The organism is Chryseobacterium sp. 2987 (genome assembly GCF_031456375.1).
Lineage (GTDB): Bacteria > Bacteroidota > Bacteroidia > Flavobacteriales > Weeksellaceae > Chryseobacterium > Chryseobacterium vaccae.
This window is the reverse complement of record NZ_JAVDUN010000010.1, coordinates 107,406-125,353: the sequence shown is the minus strand read 5'-3', so window position 1 is coordinate 125,353 and position 17,948 is coordinate 107,406. Positions and strand designations below refer to the sequence as shown.

The 17,948-nt window shown below is 40.0% G+C and carries 14 protein-coding genes; 9 read left to right on the top strand and 5 right to left on the bottom strand.

Going from position 1 to position 17,948, the window contains the following annotated elements; translation table 11 throughout:
• The first annotated feature begins 152 nt into the window (after positions 1–152).
• The 7 genes from J2Y40_RS21695 to J2Y40_RS21665 all read left to right on the top strand — a co-directional run bounded on the left by J2Y40_RS21695 (position 153) and on the right by J2Y40_RS21665 (position 8,173).
• Positions 153–980 (top strand): Sir2 family NAD-dependent protein deacetylase, encoded by an 828-nt coding sequence (locus J2Y40_RS21695; RefSeq protein WP_153394853.1) that lies wholly within the window; start codon positions 153–155, stop codon positions 978–980.
• Between the two features lie 90 nt (positions 981–1,070).
• Positions 1,071–1,454, top strand: a complete 384-nt coding sequence (locus J2Y40_RS21690) for a DUF3060 domain-containing protein (RefSeq protein WP_231128665.1) — start codon at positions 1,071–1,073, stop codon at positions 1,452–1,454.
• 147 nt (positions 1,455–1,601) lie between these two features.
• Positions 1,602–2,009, top strand: a complete 408-nt coding sequence (locus J2Y40_RS21685; RefSeq protein WP_153394857.1) for an HYC_CC_PP family protein — start codon at positions 1,602–1,604, stop codon at positions 2,007–2,009.
• Positions 2,010–2,081: 72 nt separating this feature from the next.
• Positions 2,082–3,467 carry a TolC family protein gene (locus J2Y40_RS21680; RefSeq protein WP_310001290.1) on the top strand — a complete coding sequence of 462 codons (1,386 nt, stop codon included), beginning with the start codon at positions 2,082–2,084 and terminating at the stop codon, positions 3,465–3,467.
• A 13-nt stretch (positions 3,468–3,480) separates the two neighbouring features.
• The gene (locus tag J2Y40_RS21675) at positions 3,481–6,633 is read left to right on the top strand and encodes an efflux RND transporter permease subunit (protein WP_310001288.1); all 3,153 of its coding nucleotides are present in this window, start codon (positions 3,481–3,483) and stop codon (positions 6,631–6,633) included.
• 11 nt (positions 6,634–6,644) lie between these two features.
• The gene (locus J2Y40_RS21670; RefSeq protein ID WP_310001286.1) at positions 6,645–7,730 is read left to right on the top strand and encodes an efflux RND transporter periplasmic adaptor subunit; all 1,086 of its coding nucleotides are present in this window, start codon (positions 6,645–6,647) and stop codon (positions 7,728–7,730) included.
• An 8-nt stretch (positions 7,731–7,738) separates the two neighbouring features.
• Complete coding sequence (locus J2Y40_RS21665) at positions 7,739–8,173, top strand: hypothetical protein (RefSeq protein ID WP_153394865.1); 435 nt, start codon at positions 7,739–7,741, stop codon at positions 8,171–8,173.
• A gap of 124 nt (positions 8,174–8,297) precedes the next feature.
• On the opposite strand, the gene J2Y40_RS21660 is transcribed toward J2Y40_RS21665, so the two are convergent.
• Complete coding sequence (locus J2Y40_RS21660; protein ID WP_002977212.1) at positions 8,298–8,546, bottom strand: NifU family protein; 249 nt, start codon at positions 8,544–8,546, stop codon at positions 8,298–8,300.
• A gap of 42 nt (positions 8,547–8,588) precedes the next feature.
• Positions 8,589–9,698 carry an Mrp/NBP35 family ATP-binding protein gene (locus J2Y40_RS21655; protein ID WP_153394867.1) on the bottom strand — a complete coding sequence of 370 codons (1,110 nt, stop codon included), beginning with the start codon at positions 9,696–9,698 and terminating at the stop codon, positions 8,589–8,591.
• Positions 9,699–9,862: 164 nt separating this feature from the next.
• Here J2Y40_RS21655 and J2Y40_RS21650 point away from each other — a divergent pair, with 164 nt between their 5' ends.
• Positions 9,863–10,318 carry a hypothetical protein gene (locus J2Y40_RS21650; RefSeq protein WP_310001282.1) on the top strand — a complete coding sequence of 152 codons (456 nt, stop codon included), beginning with the start codon at positions 9,863–9,865 and terminating at the stop codon, positions 10,316–10,318.
• Between the two features lie 429 nt (positions 10,319–10,747).
• On the opposite strand, the gene J2Y40_RS21645 is transcribed toward J2Y40_RS21650, so the two are convergent.
• The gene (locus J2Y40_RS21645) at positions 10,748–13,090 is read right to left on the bottom strand and encodes an outer membrane beta-barrel family protein (RefSeq protein ID WP_310001280.1); all 2,343 of its coding nucleotides are present in this window, start codon (positions 13,088–13,090) and stop codon (positions 10,748–10,750) included.
• 102 nt (positions 13,091–13,192) lie between these two features.
• On the opposite strand from J2Y40_RS21645, the gene J2Y40_RS21640 reads away from it, so the two are divergent.
• Positions 13,193–15,994, top strand: coding sequence for a GH92 family glycosyl hydrolase (locus J2Y40_RS21640; protein WP_310001278.1), 2,802 nt, complete (start codon positions 13,193–13,195; stop codon positions 15,992–15,994).
• Between the two features lie 272 nt (positions 15,995–16,266).
• Here J2Y40_RS21640 and J2Y40_RS21635 read toward each other — a convergent pair whose 3' ends face one another.
• Positions 16,267–17,274: an AAA family ATPase gene (locus J2Y40_RS21635; RefSeq protein WP_153394874.1), complete on the bottom strand. Its 1,008-nt coding sequence runs from the start codon at positions 17,272–17,274 to the stop codon at positions 16,267–16,269.
• Positions 17,271–17,948 carry a nicotinamide riboside transporter PnuC gene (pnuC, locus tag J2Y40_RS21630; RefSeq protein ID WP_153394876.1) on the bottom strand — a complete coding sequence of 226 codons (678 nt, stop codon included), beginning with the start codon at positions 17,946–17,948 and terminating at the stop codon, positions 17,271–17,273. The genes J2Y40_RS21635 and pnuC overlap by 4 nt, the downstream gene beginning before the upstream one ends.

The following is a 17,948-nucleotide window of genomic DNA, read 5'->3' as shown; positions in this document are numbered from 1 at the left end:
TTAATACATTCTAATTTGAAAGCAACGCTAAATTTTTCTTTTCTATACATAAAAAAATGCCCCTAAAAAGTGTCTAACTTTTTGGGGGCAGTCCAAGTCCGGGATTTTTTTATTGTTGTTAAATTCATTAGTTTTAGGCTTTTATCATTTCCATGAAAGAACAGTTAGAGCATATTATTCATCAGTCTTATCATAAAGAGAGACGTAATCTTTTCACCTTCCTGACCGGTGCGGGCATTTCTTCAGACAGCGGAATTCCTACCTACCGCGGATCAGACGGAATCTGGGTGAAGGGAACCCGGTTTCATAAGCCAGAAGAATTTGGGACATTGAGATATTTCAGACAACATCCGGAAGAAGTATTGCAGTATTCCCTGTTCAGAAAAAAGATGTTTGAAAATGTGGAGCCCAATGAGAGTCATTTCGAACTTGCTGCCATAGAAAATATGCTTCAGGATAGATTTCACCTGATTACCCAGAATATTGACAATCTTCACCGCCGTGCCGGAAGCCAGAGAATTTATGAGATTCATGGAAACAACAGGGAAATTAAATGTTCCAACGGATGTAAAACAATTGTGAATCTTCCTGAAGAAATTAAAGGTAAAGATATTGATGAAGACCTTACGGAAAGGGATAAAGAACTGCTGACCTGCCCGGATTGCGGTCACTGGATGCGCCCCAATATCCTGTGGTTTGATGAATATTATGATGAAAAGACCAACAAAAGATTCAGTGCTCTGAAAAAAGCAAAAAATAGTGCCATTCTTTTTATCGTAGGAACTTCCGGGGCCACCAACCTTCCGATAGCCATCGCTGAAACAGCTTTGAAATACGGAGCCTTTATTGTAGACATTAATACCGAAGACAATAATTTCACTGAATTGATCCGGAATAAGAAAAACGCAGTAATCATCAGGGAAAAATCAACCGATGTTTTAAAAGTTATCAAAGAAATCCTTAAAAATATTAACCTGTAAGCTGTATAAAATTTAACTTTTCCTTGACACAGGCACAATAATTTAATGCTTATATTTACCCATACCAAATTCAAAATGAAAATGAAAAATATGAAAACATTAAGTGTTCTGGCTTTTTTGCTGATAGGAACAGGAACCGCTTTTTCACAGTCCAGAAAAACAGAATCTTCAAAAGGCATGGAACAGTCAGACAATGATAAAAAGATCCAGGTAGAAGGTGTCGGACATAAACTCAACTATACCCTTAAGGACGGAACAGTAGAAGTGGAAGGAGCTGACAATACGGTAACGGTGAAAGGAAGTGCCAGAAAGATCTCCGTTTCCGGAACAGGAAACACTGTATACATTGACAGGGTAGATAAAGTAGCCCTGGAAGGAGGCAATAATACCGTTTATTATAAAACTTCAGGAACAAAATCAGGAAAACCGGATGCCTCTCTTACAGGCGTAGGAAATAAGGTAGTAAAACAATAAAATATAATTAAAAACAAGGCTTGGACTGATCATCTGAGCCTTTATTATTTAAAGGAGCTATAACGTGTTCTTTTCCTGATAAGTATAAACTTCTTCCATAATTCTATAACACCGCGGATGATATTCAGGCTAATTTTATCCCGCGAAATGAAAAGAGTTTTTCACATACTATTTCTTCTCCTTTATATTGTGGTGTCTTCAGGATTTACTACAAGCAAGCATGTCTGCAAAGGAAATTCCAGTGAAATACATGTAGGACTGAAAAACCTTTCTGATCTGGACTGTCCGAAATGTAGTGCCAATAAAGAAAAAAATCACACCGGATGCTGTAAACTGGAGGTAAAAAAAATCTGTAAAGAAGATAACCTTCCCCATTCTTATAAAAATGCTCCTGTAAAGTTTTTATCAGATTCCATTCCGTATTATAATTTAGGAACTGTATTTGATAATGTTTCTGCTCTTGATCCGGAAAACCACACTTTTTATTTTGATCCTTCAAAATACCACCTCAACTACCCTTCCCTTTTCATCCTTCACTGCGTTTACAGAATTTAGAATAGATTGAATCATATGGTATCATCCCCTTACCGGGAAACTATTTTTCAATATTCATTCTAAATCTATCTTATGAATTTATCATTTAGAGCACTCATCCTGTGGCTGGGCTGCCCTGTTATTTCCTTTGCTCAGCAGACGAGCTTAGAGGAAATCCTGCACAGGGCTGAAAAAAATTACCAGTCTATTCAGAAAAAAGAAGTGCATATTCAGGCTTCCAACGAAAGGCTTAAACTTCAAAAAACCTATTATTTACCGGAAGTCACTCTGATGGCTCAGCAAAGTTTCGGAACCATCAATGCTTTGAACGGACCTATGCATAATTCAGGAGGGCCGGGAATTGCATCAACTTCAATGCCTTTGGCAGATCAGAACTGGAATTCTGCATTCGGAAGCCTGTATCTGGCCAATATCAACTGGAACGTTTATACTTTCGGGAAACTCAAAACAAAAGAACAGCTGGAAATTGCTGATGTTGAGGTTCAAAAATCAGACCTTCAGCAGGAAATTTTTCAGCATCAGATTAAAACAGCTGCGGCCTACTTTAACCTTCTGGTCAGTCAGCGACTCGAAAACGTACAGCATGAAAACCATAAACGATCGGAAGTCATTTATACCATTGCAAAAGCAAGGGCGGGCAGTGGTCTGATTCCTGAAGTGGATGCTTCCCTGGCAAAAGCAGAAATGTCAAGTGCCCAGACTTCCATTATCAATGCCAATGATCATGTTCTGGAGTACAATAAAAAACTGGCCGATCTTTTGGCCGAAGATTTCACCGATTATCAGCTGGATCATTATTTCAGTAAAAATATTCCTTCCATAAAAGAAAATTCTTACTCGCTGCAGGATCACCCAAGTATTTTATTCATCGATCAGAAGATCAATAAAAGCCGACACCAGGAAGCCCATCTGAATACGATGGGGCTGCCGTCACTTTCGCTTTTCGGAACATTTCAGGGACGTGGTTCCGGTTTCGGTTCCAACTATGTTCAGGATAACACCGCTTTTTCTTCGTCCTATTTAAAAGGCGCAGGAGTTGACCGGATGAATTATATTGTCGGATTCAACCTAAGCTGGAATCTTACTGATTTTTACAGAAATACATCAAGGGTTAATGAACAGAAACTGATGACCAAAGCCCTGGATTATGACCATCAGCTTCTGAAACAGGAACTGACCAGCCAGCAGCGTCTCGCCGAAACAAAATACAGCAACGCACTGGCAAAAGTTACAGAGGCTAAAGTACAGATGGAAGCCGCGTCAGATGCCTTCCGCCAGCAGAAAGCTTTATATGAAAACGGGCTAACCACCATTGTAGACTTCACCCAAGCCTTGTATATTCTGAACCGTGCCGAAATCAATTTTGAGATTGCACAGAACAATTCATGGCAGGCTGTTGTGCTTATCGCAGCTTCGGCAGGTGATATTTCAGTCATTACAAAAGCAATTACCCACTAACAAAAAATCAGACATGAATCTTATAAAGTTTGCCTTACGCAGACCGATATCTGTTATGGTATTGGTACTGGGTCTGCTGTTCTTCGGAATTAAAGCAGCCAAAGATGTCAAAGTAGACATTCTTCCGGAAATGAACCTGCCGGTTGTATATGTTGCCCACTCCTTCAACGGTTATACTCCGCAGCAGATGGAAGGTTATTTCACGAAAATGTATGTGAACATGCTGTTATTTACCAACGGCATTAAAAGTATAGAATCTAAAAATACCCAGGGATTAACCCTCATGAAAGTCAATTTCTATGAAGGAACCAATATGGGGGAAGCCATTGCACAGATTAATGCGCTGTCTACCCGTTCACAGGTATTTCTTCCGCCCGGAGCGCCACCGCCATTTATCATCCGTTTTGATTCTTCTTCACAACCGGTAGGACAGCTGGTTTTCCGGAGCACTACCAAAACCAATAATGAACTTCAGGATATTGCCAATTTCAACGCTCGTCCTTTTCTGATTGCTATTCCAGGATTGACTACTGCCCCTCCTTTTGGAGGAAGCCCGAGAACTATAGAAGTAAATGTAGATCCATACAGGCTTCGTGCTCACAATTTATCTCCGGAACAGGTTGTGGAAGCCATTAGCCGGAATAATATTACCTCTCCTTCCGGGAATGTATACATTGGAGATACCAATTATCTGACTCCCACCAACAACACGGTAAAAAAAGTGGAGGAACTGGGAGATATTCCCCTTTTTAAAGGAACAGCAGACAATGTATATATCCGTGATGTTGCCACTGTAAAAGACGGGGCCGATATTGCAACAGGCTATGCTCTGATCGACGGAAAACGTTCTGTATACATCAATATCGCAAAAGCCAGTAATGCATCAACCCTGGAAGTTGTCAACAAACTGAAAGAATCACTTCCGAAGATCCAGCGGAATATGCCTGATGATGTGAAGATCTCTTACGAATTTGACCAGTCTGTTTATATTTCAAGTGCTTTGAAAAGTTTAGCAGTAGAAGGTATTCTGGGAGCTTTACTAACCGGGCTTATGGTCATGCTCTTTCTGAATGACCGCCGGGCTGCCCTCATTGTGATCATGACAATTCCTATATCCATTATTTCAGGGGTATTGTTTTTAAAATTATTCGGGCAGTCTATTAATATTATGTCTTTATCCGGCCTTGCTCTCGCCATAGGAATTCTTGTAGATGAAAGTACGGTGACCATTGAAAATATCCACCAGCATTTCGCAATGGGTAAAAGCAGAGCACAGGCTGTATGGGATGCCTGCCGGGAAATTGCATTTCCGAAACTGCTGATTATGCTTTGTATTCTCGCTGTGTTTGCTCCTGCTCTAATGATGAGCGGTATTCCGGGATCGCTGTTTATGCCTTTGGCCATGGCAATCGGTTTCTCCATGATTGTTTCTTTTATTTTATCCCAGACCTTTGTTCCGGTAATGGCCAACTGGATGATGAAACATGATCCTAAGGCCTGTGGAAATCATCAGGAGAACTGGTTTACCCGTTTCCGGGATCGTTTTGCCGGGTTTCTATCCTCTCTTATGAAAAGGAGAAAGATGGTGGTAAGCCTGAGCCTTGTCATTATTTTAGCCATTGGAGCCGGGCTTTACCAGATCACAGGAAAAGATGTGCTTCCGTCGGTCAATTCACGTCAGTTTCAGGTACGTATAAAAGCAGCTGAAGGAACCCGTATTGAAGTTACAGAAATTAAGGTCAAGAAGTTTCTGGAGCATCTGAAAAATAAAGTCGGAAAAGATAATATCGCCATTTCTTCTGTATTCATCGGACAGCACCCGTCGACTTTTGCTGTAAGCCCGATCTACCTGTACAATGCAGGTCCGCATGAAGCTTTAATGCAGGTTGCTCTGAAGAAATTCAACGGAAATTCTGATGAGCTTAAAGATGAACTGCGCAGCTATTACAAAGAAAAAATGCCGGATCTGCAGATTTCTTTTGAGCCTATAGAACTGACTGAAAAAATATTGAGCCAGGGAGCCAATAATCCGGTTGAGATCAGGATTTCAGGAATGATGAAAAAGATGAACAGAATGTATGCCGATAAGCTTTTAGCTCAACTGAAACAAATTGAATACATGCGTGATCAGCAGATTCCGCAGTCCATGAATTATCCTGCTCTGCAGATCAATATCGACAGAATGCGGGCTGCCCAACTCGGACTGGATGCACAGGACATTGCCAAATCGCTGGTCACCGCCACAGCATCGACACGATACACCAATAAGAATTTCTGGGTTGGCGGTATGATGGGCATTGCCTATGATGTACAGGTGCAGACACCTCAGAATATACTCAACAGCAAAGAGGAACTGGCTAATCTTCCTTTGACTAAAAATTCAGACAGACCTGTTTTAGGAGACGTTGCCTCCATTACCTCAACCAAAGAATTAGGGGAAAGTTATAACCTGGGAACGATGGGATATACTACTGTTACTGCCAATATTCATAAAACTGATCTTGAACAGGCTTCAAAAGATGTAAAGAAAGCGATTGAATCACTTGGTGAGCTACCGAAAGGAGTCAATATTGAGGTTTCAGGAATGGTTCCTGTATTGAATGAGACCATGTCCAGCCTTTCTTCCGGGCTGCTTATTGCTGCGGCTGTTATTTTTCTGATGCTTGCGGCAACCTTCCAGTCTTTCCGTGTATCGCTGGTGATCCTTACAACCGTTCCGTTTGTGATTGCCGGATCTCTGGCGCTGCTTAAACTCACCGGATCTACTCTGAATCTACAGTCGTACATGGGGCTTATTATGTCCGTGGGGGTTTCTATTGCCAATGCTGTTTTACTGATCAGCAATGCAGAAACGCTCCGAAAATCTACCGGTAATGCCTTAGAAGCAGGTATTGAGGCTGCCAGGCTTCGTATCCGCCCAATCATTATGACCACGCTGGCTATGGCTGCAGGAATGCTTCCGATGGCGATAGGTTTCGGGGAAGGAGGTGATCAGGTTTCACCACTCGGCAGAGCCGTGATCGGAGGGCTTATTTTCTCTACTTTTTCGGTTTTGATAATCCTTCCGCTTGTTTTCGGATGGATGCAGCAGAACGCCGGAACTATTTCACCTTCACTGGATCCTGAAGATGAAAAAAGTATCTATTATTCTAATTCCCAATCTTAATTTTTACATCAATGAAAAACATTTTATATATAGCCATCACCCTAAGTTTAAGTAGTGTCTCTGTTTCCTGTAAAGAAGAGAAAGCAATGACTAAAACTGAAGAAATGAAGCCGATGATGATGCAGAACCTGGAAACAGTAGAAATCAAAAAAACTAATCCCAAAGTGGAACTGAAGCTTGCAGGAGAACTGGTTCCTGATCAGGAAACTGCCTTATTTGCAAAAGTACAGAGCTATGTAAAGAAGATCAATGCTGATATCGGAACATATGTGAATGCCGGGCAGGTTCTTATGGTTCTTGAAGCTCCTGAAATACAATCTCAGGCCGCCAGTGCCAAAGCAAAATGGCAGGCACAGGAAGCGATTTATGCTGCCACAAGGTCAAGCTACGACAGAATGTTCAGAGCCAATGAAACCAAGGGAGCTATCGCCAAAGATGCCCTTGATCAGATCACTGCCCGAAAACTTTCAGATGAAGCCCAGCTGAACGCAGCAAGATCGGCTTATCGTGAAATTCAGGATATTAACCGGTATCTGGTGATCCGTGCCCCTTTCAGCGGGGTCATTACCGAGAGAAATGTGGATCTTGGAGCTTATGTAGGGCCTATGGGCGGAACTCCGCTGATGGTGATACAGAACACCTCTAAATTGCGATTAAGTCTTTCAGTATCGGAAGCCAATGTTCCTTATCTGAATGTGGGCGATACCATTTCATTCAGGGTGAATGCTATTCCTGAAAAAAACTTTAAAGCCAGGATCTCCCGAAAGTCAGGTTCTTTAGATCTTAAGCTTCGTTCAGAGAAAATTGAGGCAGACTTTATCAATCATTCCAAGGAGCTGAAACCGTTTATGATCGCTGAATCATTGATTCCTTTACAAAATAAGGAGGCTACATTTTTTATCCCAAGATCTGCCGTGGTAGAAAGTAATATGGGGGTTTATGTGATTAAAAATGAAAACGGAAAGGCCAAATTCATTCCTGTAAAGAAAGGAAGAGTTCTGAATGATACCGTTGAGGTTTTCGGCGAACTGTCGGAAGGGGATAAAATCATTAAAAAAGGAAGCGAAGAAATTGTAGAAGGAATATCCATTAAATAAGATCAAAAATGAAAACAGTATTAAGAAGCACATGCATTATTTTTTTCAGCACGGCTGTTCTATACGCCTGCACCAATGAAAAATCTCAAAACAAGGTTCAAGAGAGCCAGCCTGAAAGAGTTCAGAAAGCCCAACCTGCTGCTTCCGGAAAGTATGTAAAAGGAAGTCAGGTTCCCAATGAGACAGTCTGTATGGTGAACAATGCTTATATGGGTAAAAAGCAGATTGAAGTTCCCCATGACGGAAAAATCTATTACGGCTGCTGCGAAATGTGTGTAGAACGTATTCCGAAGGATAAAAGCGTAAGAGAAGCCATAGATCCTTATAGTGGAAAAACAGTGGATAAAGCCAATGCTTACATCGTAATGGTTAGTGATGAAGGTGAGGTAGCTTATTTTGAGAGTGAAGACAATTATCAGAAGTTTTTAGAACAGCATTCATAGTTATCTTTTCTGATTATTTTTCGGTTCCGGGCGTCTGCGACGCCCGGAACCTCCTTATTATACAGCTCAATAAAAAAGACAGACTTTTAAAAAGCCTGTCTTAGCAATATATCAGATATGATTTTTACTCTACATTGATTACTTTTTCAATTTCCGGAGCATGTTGTTTGATGGTATTTTCCACGCCTAATTTCAGGGTTGAAAAATTCAGTGAACATCCGGAACAGTTACCCAAAAGCTTTACAAAAACCTGATTATCCTTCACGTCAATAAGCTCAATATCACCTCCGTCTTTATTCAAAAACGGCCTGATGCTTTCCAGAGCTTCCATTACTCTTGTTACTGTATCTTCGTGTGTTATGTTTGTTTCCATATTTTTTGATTCAATTCGGTTTTTCAGGTGTCCTGAAAATAATTATTTTTTTGCTTTCGGCGAGCATCCTGCCATTGTGGTGATTTTCACCGCTTCTGTAGGAGGAAGACTTTTATTTCTTTCCACTAAGCTTTCTACCATTTTTCTTGCTGTATCTGTGTAGATATCAGCAATTTTAGAACCTTCCTGAAGGGCTGCGGGTCTTCCTACATCTCCAGCTTCTCTGATGCTCTGGATCAAAGGAATCTCTCCTAATACCGGAATTCCAAGATCTTCTGCCAGATATTGTGCTCCCTGGTTTCCAAAGATATAATATTTATTGTCAGGAAGTTCTTCCGGCGTAAAATACGCCATATTTTCGATTAATCCAAGCACCGGAATGTTAATACTTTCCATCTGGAACATCGCAATTCCTTTTCTTACGTCTGCAAGGGCTACATGCTGAGGTGTACTTACGATTACGGCTCCCGTTACCGGTACTTCCTGAATAATGGAAAGGTGAATATCTCCTGTTCCCGGAGGAAGGTCAATCAGTAAGAAGTCAAGTTCTCCCCATGCAGCATCTCTGATCATCTGATTGAGGGCCTTGGAAGCCATCGGGCCTCTCCATACCACGGCCTGGTTTGCTCCTGAGAAATATCCGATAGAAAGCATCTTTACTCCGTAGTTTTCTACAGGTTTCATCAGATTCTTTCCATTGACTTCTACAGAAATCGGTTTTTCACCTTCAGTGTCAAACATCGTCGGAACGGACGGACCGTAAATATCAGCATCCAATAGTCCTACTTTAAAGCCCATTTTGGCCAAAGTAACTGCCATATTAGCTGAAACCGTAGATTTTCCTACTCCTCCTTTTCCGGAAGCAATAGCAATAATATTCTGAATTCCCGGGATCTGCTTGCCTTTGATCTGACTTTGCTGGATCTCACTCGGCTCCGGAGAAACAATTTTAAGTTTTAAATGAACCTCTTCTCCAAATTCACTGGCAAAAGCCTGTTTCATGGCTGCTTCCAGCTTTTTCTTTTCGTGCATCGCAGGTGAATGAGCCGTCATATCAATGTAAACATCGTTACCCATGATCTGAAGGTTATTCACCAAATCGTCTACTTCTATCTCTTTAAGGAAATCTTGAACCTTTTCTTTCGTCAACATACTAAATATAAATTGTTCACAAATTTACGCATTTTTTCGATAATTTAGAATCAATAAAATCTATAACCCAATGTGATAAATAAGATAAGTATCATATTATTCCACTCCATTTCGTTAACTTCATCCTGAAAACAGAAAACCTCATCATTACAAAATCACAATCTATGTCTTCACCATCTTATCCTTCCAAATATGCTGCCCCAAAAGATCTTTTTACAGTTGGGAGCACCCGTTTTAAATGGTATGATCTGGCTACTGATCCGGCAGACATCTCTCAACAGGACCTCCAAAATGCACGGATATGCATTGAAAAGGCGGGTGAAAATTTTCAGACTACCGACGATCTGGGATTTGTCATTATGCATCGATGCGGCCAAAACTATCTTCTGCTCGTCTGTACATGGAGAAGTGAAAACGAACTCTGGGAAAGCGTTTATTATGACGGATCCGGAAAATTTGAGATCTGGGACCGCAATAAAACCCATCTCCCTACCTACTGTGTCTGGGAAATGGGTATCGTATACCATGAATCCCGGGCATGGAAAAGTTTTTTAGGAACAGACAGGAATGAAAACAGCAAACAGGATTATTTGAATGATTTTTTTGAAGGAGAAGTATAAATTCATAAAGTTGCCTCATGTTGGAAAACGCAAAGTCGCAAGGCTTTCTTGAATATTGCAATGTGTATTAAGGCACGAGAAAATCAAAGATTTTCAGCCAGTTAAATTCCATATTTACAATAAAAAAGCCTGTGCTATCTGAGGGATCTGTGGGAAACTTTTTTTACCACAAAAGATTTTACACTTTAGTGATTTTTTAAGTTAAAGACTTTACGCATAGAAGTTCACCTAAGTTTCTGAAAATATCCGATTTTTATTGGAATGAAAATAAATCTGCACAATCTGCGAGACAAAAAATACCAGCAAAAATTTCAACTAAAAACCGTTCAATGTAGCCCGTAGAATTTATTCAATAGAGGTAGACTTTAGTCCACCCCACACAACCTCATAAATAAACATTCATTCGGCTTTAGCCAAAATCTATCCATTTTAATTCGCCCTGTACTTCTCATCAAACTTCACATTACGGTCCGCTCCTTTTACCTTCTTGTTTCCGAAAGTATAAGTTACTGATAAAGTAAGTCTTCTTGCATCATAATAATTATTGTAATAATGAGTTCCTGTTGTATAATAAATTTCTCCCCTGCTTCTTGACTGTTTAAAAATATCTGAAACAAACAAATTCATCTGCAGACTTCTTTCCATAAGACTCAGCTTAAGCCCTGAAGTGAAATTCCCGGCAAAATCCATGTATACATTTCCGGAATTGGAAGGCAGGCGGAACCAGTAATTGAAAATAAGCTGTATTGTTTTACTTTTATTAAGCGACAGGTTGTTCTGAACATTAAAATCATAACTGGTTCCTTTACGGGAGGCAGCATCTGTAGCATAAACCTCTGTATTCATATAAGACAGATCTGCAGAATAATTGGCTTCCCAGAATTTAAAGAAGGTATCAGAATAATTTAGAGAAACTCCCATGCTGTTCTGGTTGTAAAAATTAGCAAAAGTGCTTATCCTGTTTTCACCCTGAAGATTGGCTAACTGGTCGAATGCATCTATCGTTCTCTGATAATAAGCTGATGCAGACAGTTTCCCTTTATAAACGTATGAAAGCTCAAAGTTGTGATTCACGGACGGTTTCAGGAGCGGGTTTCCCGTAAAATAAGAATTCACATTAATATACCAGCGGTAAGGATTGATGGCACGGAATCCCGGTCTGTTGATCCTTTTAGAATAATTCAGGCTAAAGGTATTATTTTCGTTGCTTTTATATGTTACATACGCCGTAGGAAAGAACTTTCCGTAAGAATTTTCAGTCTGTTGTCCGGAGGTCAAAGAATTCCCGTTGATCGTGGAATATTCATAACGAAGCCCCGCTTTAGCAGACCATTTTTCGCTGAACTCTTTTTCAAAGCTGAGGTAAGCAGCATAATTTTTTTCATTATATTCAAATACATTACTTTTTACAGGATCTTCAACATAGTTCCCGTTGAGCAGATCCAGATAGGCAATATCAGAATTGTTATCAAAATTGGTGAACTTTACTCCGGCTTCTGTCTTAGCGAACTTATAGGGTAACGTAAGATCGGCCTGCCCTGAATAAATTTTATAATCCACGGTAGAAGGTGTTCTCACAACAAAACTTTGTCCTGAACTTTCCGTAGTAATGAAATCTATTGTACTTTCCGGAATATTGGAAAAATAATTTCCTGTGAAACTCAGCTTATTATCCTGTTTTCCGAATTTAAGATCATAATAAGCGCTTACTGTCTGTTGCTTGCCTTTAGAACGATGCTCCGCGTAGGTCGTCAGAGTGTTAGTATGATTTCCATTCTGAAAATAGTCTGAACGGTTATCAATATCCATATTGGAATGCCCAACTCCATAATCATAGATAAGCCCGATGTTAGACTTTGTATTAAGCTGATAATCCAGGCTCAGATTCGCCCCCAACCCATCTCCAAAATCTCTTCTGTCATCGGAACTTTTCACCCCTTCCACTCCTTCCATTCTGTAATTTTCAAAGGAATGTTTTTCATATTTGGATTGTCTTAATTTTAGTGATGAACGAAGCTTTTCATTCTGATAATTAATGGTTGCACTGTTGGAAGTTCCGGTATAGGTCTGCTGCTGAAGGCTTGTAGTAAGGCTTCCATTCCAGCCAAGATTCTGATTTTTCTTCAGAACAATATTAATCAGTCCGCTGTTTCCCTGTGCTTCATATTTAGCAGGAGGCGTTGTGATCACCTCAATTTTTTCAATATTCTCAGATCTCAGGCTTTTAAGATAAGTTACCAGTTCGCTTCCGGAAAGGTTCAGCATTCGTTCATTAACCATCACGGCTACTCCACTTTTTCCTACAATCGAAATCCCTGAGTTGTCATCCACCTTCAGTAAAGGAGTTGTTGCCAAAGCTTCGGCACCATCCATTCCCTGTGAAGCCACAGAATTTGATACGTTAAAGATCAGACGGTCCGCTTTTCTTTCGATCATTTTTTTTCTGGCGGTGAGGGTAACTCCTTCAATCTGCTTTTCCTGCTTTTTATCAATAGAAAAGTCCTTCTTCATATCACCATTTACCGTAATATCAGATGATAACATTTCTGCTCCATCCTGTATAAGCCTGATCGTATAATTTCCATTTTCGGGAAGCTTCAGTTTAAAATTTCCTTTTTCATCTGAAATAGCGGTTTGCTTCTGTTCTCCTTTTGAAGCAATGATCTCAATATATGAAACGGTATTTCCTGTCTGGGTAATTTTTCCTGTAATCTGCTGCGAGAAAGCAAAAACCGGCAAAAGAATGAGTGCCGAAAGTAATATTTTTTTCATATATTCTATAGTAGTAATTTTTAGTAAGACAGTCTTACTCTTCCTTTTATTACATTTTGTTCTGCTGTTTTTTCAATATATTCGCTGACATAAAATTATGATATGAAAAAAAGCCTTGCTGTATTGTCTTTATTCATTGCACAGATCATTTATTCTCAGAATTATGCGCAATATGTCAACCCATTCATAGGGACGGGGGGACATGGCCATACTTTTCCCGGAGCGACGGTTCCTTTCGGAATGGTTCAGCTTTCTCCGGATACCAGAATAGATGGGAGCTGGGATGGCTGCAGCGGCTATCATTATTCAGATTCCGTGATTTATGGCTTTTCTCATACCCACCTCAACGGAACCGGAGTTTCAGATTACGGGGATATTATGCTGATACCTACGATGGGAAATCCAAGCCTAAACAATAAAGACTATTCCTCAAAATTTTCTCATAAAAATGAAAAAGCGGCGGCAGGATTTTACTCCGTTAAATTAGATAAGAACAACATTGATGTACGCCTGACCACCACCCAAAGAGTCGGCTATCACGAATATACCTTCAACAATTCAGGTAAAGCTAATATCATTCTGGATCTCAACCATCGTGACAAACTTCTGGAGGGTGAAGTGAAGATCATTGATGATAAAACCATTGAAGTCTTCAGAAGAAGTGAAGCCTGGGCAGTTAACCAATATGTATATGCCAGAATTGAATTTTCAAAACCCATGAAAATTTCAAAAAAAGAGGTTAACGGAAAACAGGAAGATCAACTTTTCACAGGAACAAAACTGGCATTGGCCTTCTCTGCTGATGTAAAAAAAGGTGAAAAGATCAATGTGAAAGTTGCGCTTTCCCCCACAGGCTATGAAGGTGCAGGAAAAAATATGCTGTCAGAAGGAAAATCCTCAGATTTTGAAGCCATAAAGAAACAGGCAGAAACAGACTGGAATAAAGAACTTTCAAAAATTGAAGTAAAATCTGATGATAAAGGTAAATTATCCGTATTCTACACCGCCATGTATCATGTTTTCACCCAACCTAATATCAATATGGATGTGGATGGAAAGTACAGGGGCAGGGACAACAAACTGTATACAGTAAAAGATTTCGGCTATTACACGGTATTCTCACTTTGGGATACCTTCAGAGGCGCGCATCCGCTGATGACTTTAATCGACAGAAAAAGAACTGCTGATTTCATCAATACCTTCATTAAACAATATGAACAGGGCGGAAAGCTTCCGGTATGGGAACTGGCTTCCAACGAAACGGAATGTATGATCGGCTACCATGCTGTTTCTGTTATTGCCGATGCTATGGCTAAAGGAATTAAAGGATTTGACTACGAGAAAGCATTCGAAGCCTCTAAAAATTCTGCCATGCTGGATATTTTCGGCCTCAATGCTTACAAACAGAACAATTATATCAGCATTGATGATGAACATGAAAGTGTTTCCAAAACGGTGGAATATGCCTATGACGACTGGTGTATCGCCCAGATGGCTAAAATTTTAGGTAAGAAAGAAGATTACCAGTATTTCATGAAACGTTCCCAGAACTGGAAAAATCTTTATAATCCTAAAACCGGTTTTATGCAGCCAAGAAAGAACGGAAACTGGCTGGAACCATTTGACCCAAGGGAAGTCAATAACAATTATACGGAAGGAAATTCATGGCATTATTCCTATTCGGTACAGCAGGATATTCCGGGACTGATTTCAGCCCATGGCGGAAAAGAAAAATTTGAACAGTTCATTGATGCTATTTTTGCAGCATCCGATAAAACGACAGGCAGAGAACAGGTGGATATTACCGGACTGATGGGACAATACGCCCAGGGAAATGAACCTAGCCACCACATCGCCTACCTGTACAATTATGTAGATAAACCTGAAAAAACAGATGCAAAGATCCGATATATCCTTGACCATTTTTATAAAAATACCCCGGACGGACTGATCGGAAATGAAGACTGCGGCCAGATGAGCGCCTGGTATATCTTAAGCTCGATGGGTATTTATTCTGTTACTCCGGGTCTTCCGGAATGGCAGACCACTACCCCTTATTTTGACGAGGTTACCATTCATCTGGAAGACGGAAGTACAAGGGTTATCAATAAAAACACAGGAAAGGCTGAGCTTAAAAAGCTGGGATTTGAGAATATCCCGCAGACAAAAGATTTTAAATATACCCAGCAGACCGCTTCTCCTGTAATATCTTCAGACAGGATCTTTGATTTTTCAGCAAAAGTAGAAATCACCCCGCTGAATCCTGAAGACAAAGTATATTATATGACTCTTGATGAAAGTGATGCCAACAAAAGAAAAACATTCTCAACCTACAAAGGTCCTTTCACCATAAGTAAAACCACCCAAGTTCAAGCCTTTGCGGAAAGAAAAGGAGAAAAAAGCTCGGTAACGACTGCCCTTTTTAACAGAAGGCCTAATTATTGGGATATTTCAATCAGTTCAACACCTACCCCACAATACGCTGCCGGCGGAAAGCTGGCATTGATTGACGGAATCAGAGGGGATGTTAACTGGAGAAAAGGCGAATGGCACGGGTATCAGGGACAGGATTTTGAAGCTGTTATCGACCTGAAATCGCCACAGCAAATTACTAAACTATCTTCAACTTATCTGCAGGACAGCAGATCATGGATTCTGATGCCTAAAAAAGTAGAATATTACGCCTCCATCAACAATAAAGATTTTATTCTTCTGAAAACGATAGACAACACTATTGATCCAAAGGATGAAAAGGTACAGACCAAAGATTTTGAAACAGAGATTCTTCCTACTGAAGCACAATACATCAAAGTAAAAGCTTATTATTTCGGGAAACTTCCGGAATGGCATCAGGGAGCAGGCGGTGAAGCTTATATTTTTATTGATGAGATTTCAGTAAAGTAGTCACAGACTTTTCCCTGTGTTAATCATAGGAATCTTTTGACAAACTTTTTAAACCATAACAGACATAAAAGATTTTGACACTTTAGTAGAATGAAGTTTACTGCATAAAAGTTCACATAAGAGCACTTTAAAAATATACGATTTCTATTTATCATAGAATAAAAAATCTGCTCAATCCGCATGATGAGCGAGACCATAAAAATCTCTTCTAAAAATGATCCCTATCAAACCTTATAGGTTTTTGAAACCTATAAGGTTTAAACAACACAATATCAAATTCCGGAGCCAAAATAGTTCGAGTATTTTCTGAATTCCGAAAGTACATTCTCTACCTTCCGGATTCTTTCTTCAAGGCTTCCTGATAACAGGATATAAGGAATATTCCGTTCTTTAAGGTCCGCAATAATCTGCTTCTGAAAGATTTCCCTTTTCTGGTCACCGCTTCTGTCCCAGGTATCATCATAAGGAATATCAATATCACACAGGAAAAAAAGATCGTATCTTTTATAATTCAGATCTGCGGTTTTTCTTAAAAAATCAGGAGCTTTTCCATGATAATCCAGAGCAAACATATAGGTGGTAATAGCATTGGTATCTACAAAAAAGTACTGATTGGCATTGGCTATTTCACGGTCTTCAATTTCGATATGTCTTTTGGCAATCACATCAAAATCTTCAAAACCGATCCTCCGGTCAACATGATGTTCCGTCCAGTATTCTCGTCCGTATTCGGGAGCGAAAGCAGTATTGAATTTCTTAGCCAGTGCTTCCGTAAGGGTAGATTTCCCTGAAGACATGGCTCCCAGGAAAACAGCTTTTGTGATCAGATCTTTGTATACAATACTGCTCACATAGTCTTTATAAGCAAAACAATTTTCCCGTATTTTCGTTGCAGAAACCGGAACAACTGTTCTCGCTTCATCCACCCTCCGGTCTACAGCATTCAGAGCTTTGCTTACATGATCTCCGTAAAATTCACTGGAATAAAAATGGGTGATTTTTCTGCCGTTAAGCATTTTGATAATGTACTCCTCTTGTATGATCTCAAACCACCTTTCATTGGAGTAGCCGTCCGGACCGTCCCAACATTCGATTACTTCAGCCTGTGGATAGAGATTTCTGATCCAGCCTGCCCGGATGTGCAAAGGAGTTTCGATGACATCGGTATCATAGATCAGTACTACCAGTTCATCTACTTCACTTAACGCAGTATCAAAAACAAACTGATGTCCTTTGTGGAACGGCGCATATTTTCCTAATGTAAGTCCTGTTTTTTTCATTGTTTTTCTTCTTTACTCCCTTTATTCCAATTGTAATACCCGTATACTGCATTGATTAAAAAGGCCGACCACATGGCTATCATCATGATTCCGCTTTCACTTCCGTCCAGGGTTCTTATAATCCAGATGATAACAGTAACAATATTTAAAATAATGTACAATAACCATTGTTCTTTATAGCGGAGAATCATCAGAATGGTAGCGGTAATTGAAATGATGGTAGACATCCCGTCCAGATAAGGAGTGTTCTGCCCTCTTACCGCAGACAGCAAATATCCCAGAACAGCGCAGCCCAAAGCTGTAAGAACGAAAACCGCCAGCAAAGATTTCAACTGAAGGGATTTCATTTCCACAATATCATTTTTTATATGCTTTTTCCACATAAAATAACCGAAAATATTCATCGGTAGGAAAAATATCAGATAAAGCCCGAGTTCTCCGAACAAACCGTTCTGATAAGCTACAAAAGCATAGGCGGCCGTATTTAAAGTTCCAATAACATAGTTCCAGATACTTCCTTTTGCAGCCAGCACTACACATAAAATTCCGGACACCAGCACAAAGAAATTAAGCCAGTTATCTTTATTAATAACGGCAATTCCGATACTGAGCAGTGAAAATGAAAGAAGCCAGATGATTTCAAATGGCTTCCATGATTTTAAAATATCGTTCAT

Bases quoted from the DNA above. Each gene is read 5' to 3' on its own strand.
- J2Y40_RS21650 (WP_310001282.1), top strand. From the start codon at position 9,863: ATGTCTTCACCATCTTATCCTTCCAAATATGCTGCCCCAAAAGATCTT.
- J2Y40_RS21660 (WP_002977212.1), bottom strand. From the start codon at position 8,546: ATGGAAACAAACATAACACACGAAGATACAGTAACAAGAGTAATGGAA.
- pnuC (WP_153394876.1), bottom strand. From the start codon at position 17,948: ATGAACGATATTTTAAAATCATGGAAGCCATTTGAAATCATCTGGCTT.
- J2Y40_RS21680 (WP_310001290.1), top strand. From the start codon at position 2,082: ATGAATTTATCATTTAGAGCACTCATCCTGTGGCTGGGCTGCCCTGTT.
- J2Y40_RS21695 (WP_153394853.1), top strand. From the start codon at position 153: ATGAAAGAACAGTTAGAGCATATTATTCATCAGTCTTATCATAAAGAG.
- J2Y40_RS21635 (WP_153394874.1), bottom strand. From the start codon at position 17,274: ATGAAAAAAACAGGACTTACATTAGGAAAATATGCGCCGTTCCACAAA.
- J2Y40_RS21690 (WP_231128665.1), top strand. From the start codon at position 1,071: ATGAAAACATTAAGTGTTCTGGCTTTTTTGCTGATAGGAACAGGAACC.
- J2Y40_RS21685 (WP_153394857.1), top strand. From the start codon at position 1,602: ATGAAAAGAGTTTTTCACATACTATTTCTTCTCCTTTATATTGTGGTG.
- J2Y40_RS21640 (WP_310001278.1), top strand. From the start codon at position 13,193: ATGAAAAAAAGCCTTGCTGTATTGTCTTTATTCATTGCACAGATCATT.
- J2Y40_RS21670 (WP_310001286.1), top strand. From the start codon at position 6,645: ATGAAAAACATTTTATATATAGCCATCACCCTAAGTTTAAGTAGTGTC.
- J2Y40_RS21645 (WP_310001280.1), bottom strand. From the start codon at position 13,090: ATGAAAAAAATATTACTTTCGGCACTCATTCTTTTGCCGGTTTTTGCT.
- J2Y40_RS21655 (WP_153394867.1), bottom strand. From the start codon at position 9,698: ATGTTGACGAAAGAAAAGGTTCAAGATTTCCTTAAAGAGATAGAAGTA.
- J2Y40_RS21665 (WP_153394865.1), top strand. From the start codon at position 7,739: ATGAAAACAGTATTAAGAAGCACATGCATTATTTTTTTCAGCACGGCT.
- J2Y40_RS21675 (WP_310001288.1), top strand. From the start codon at position 3,481: ATGAATCTTATAAAGTTTGCCTTACGCAGACCGATATCTGTTATGGTA.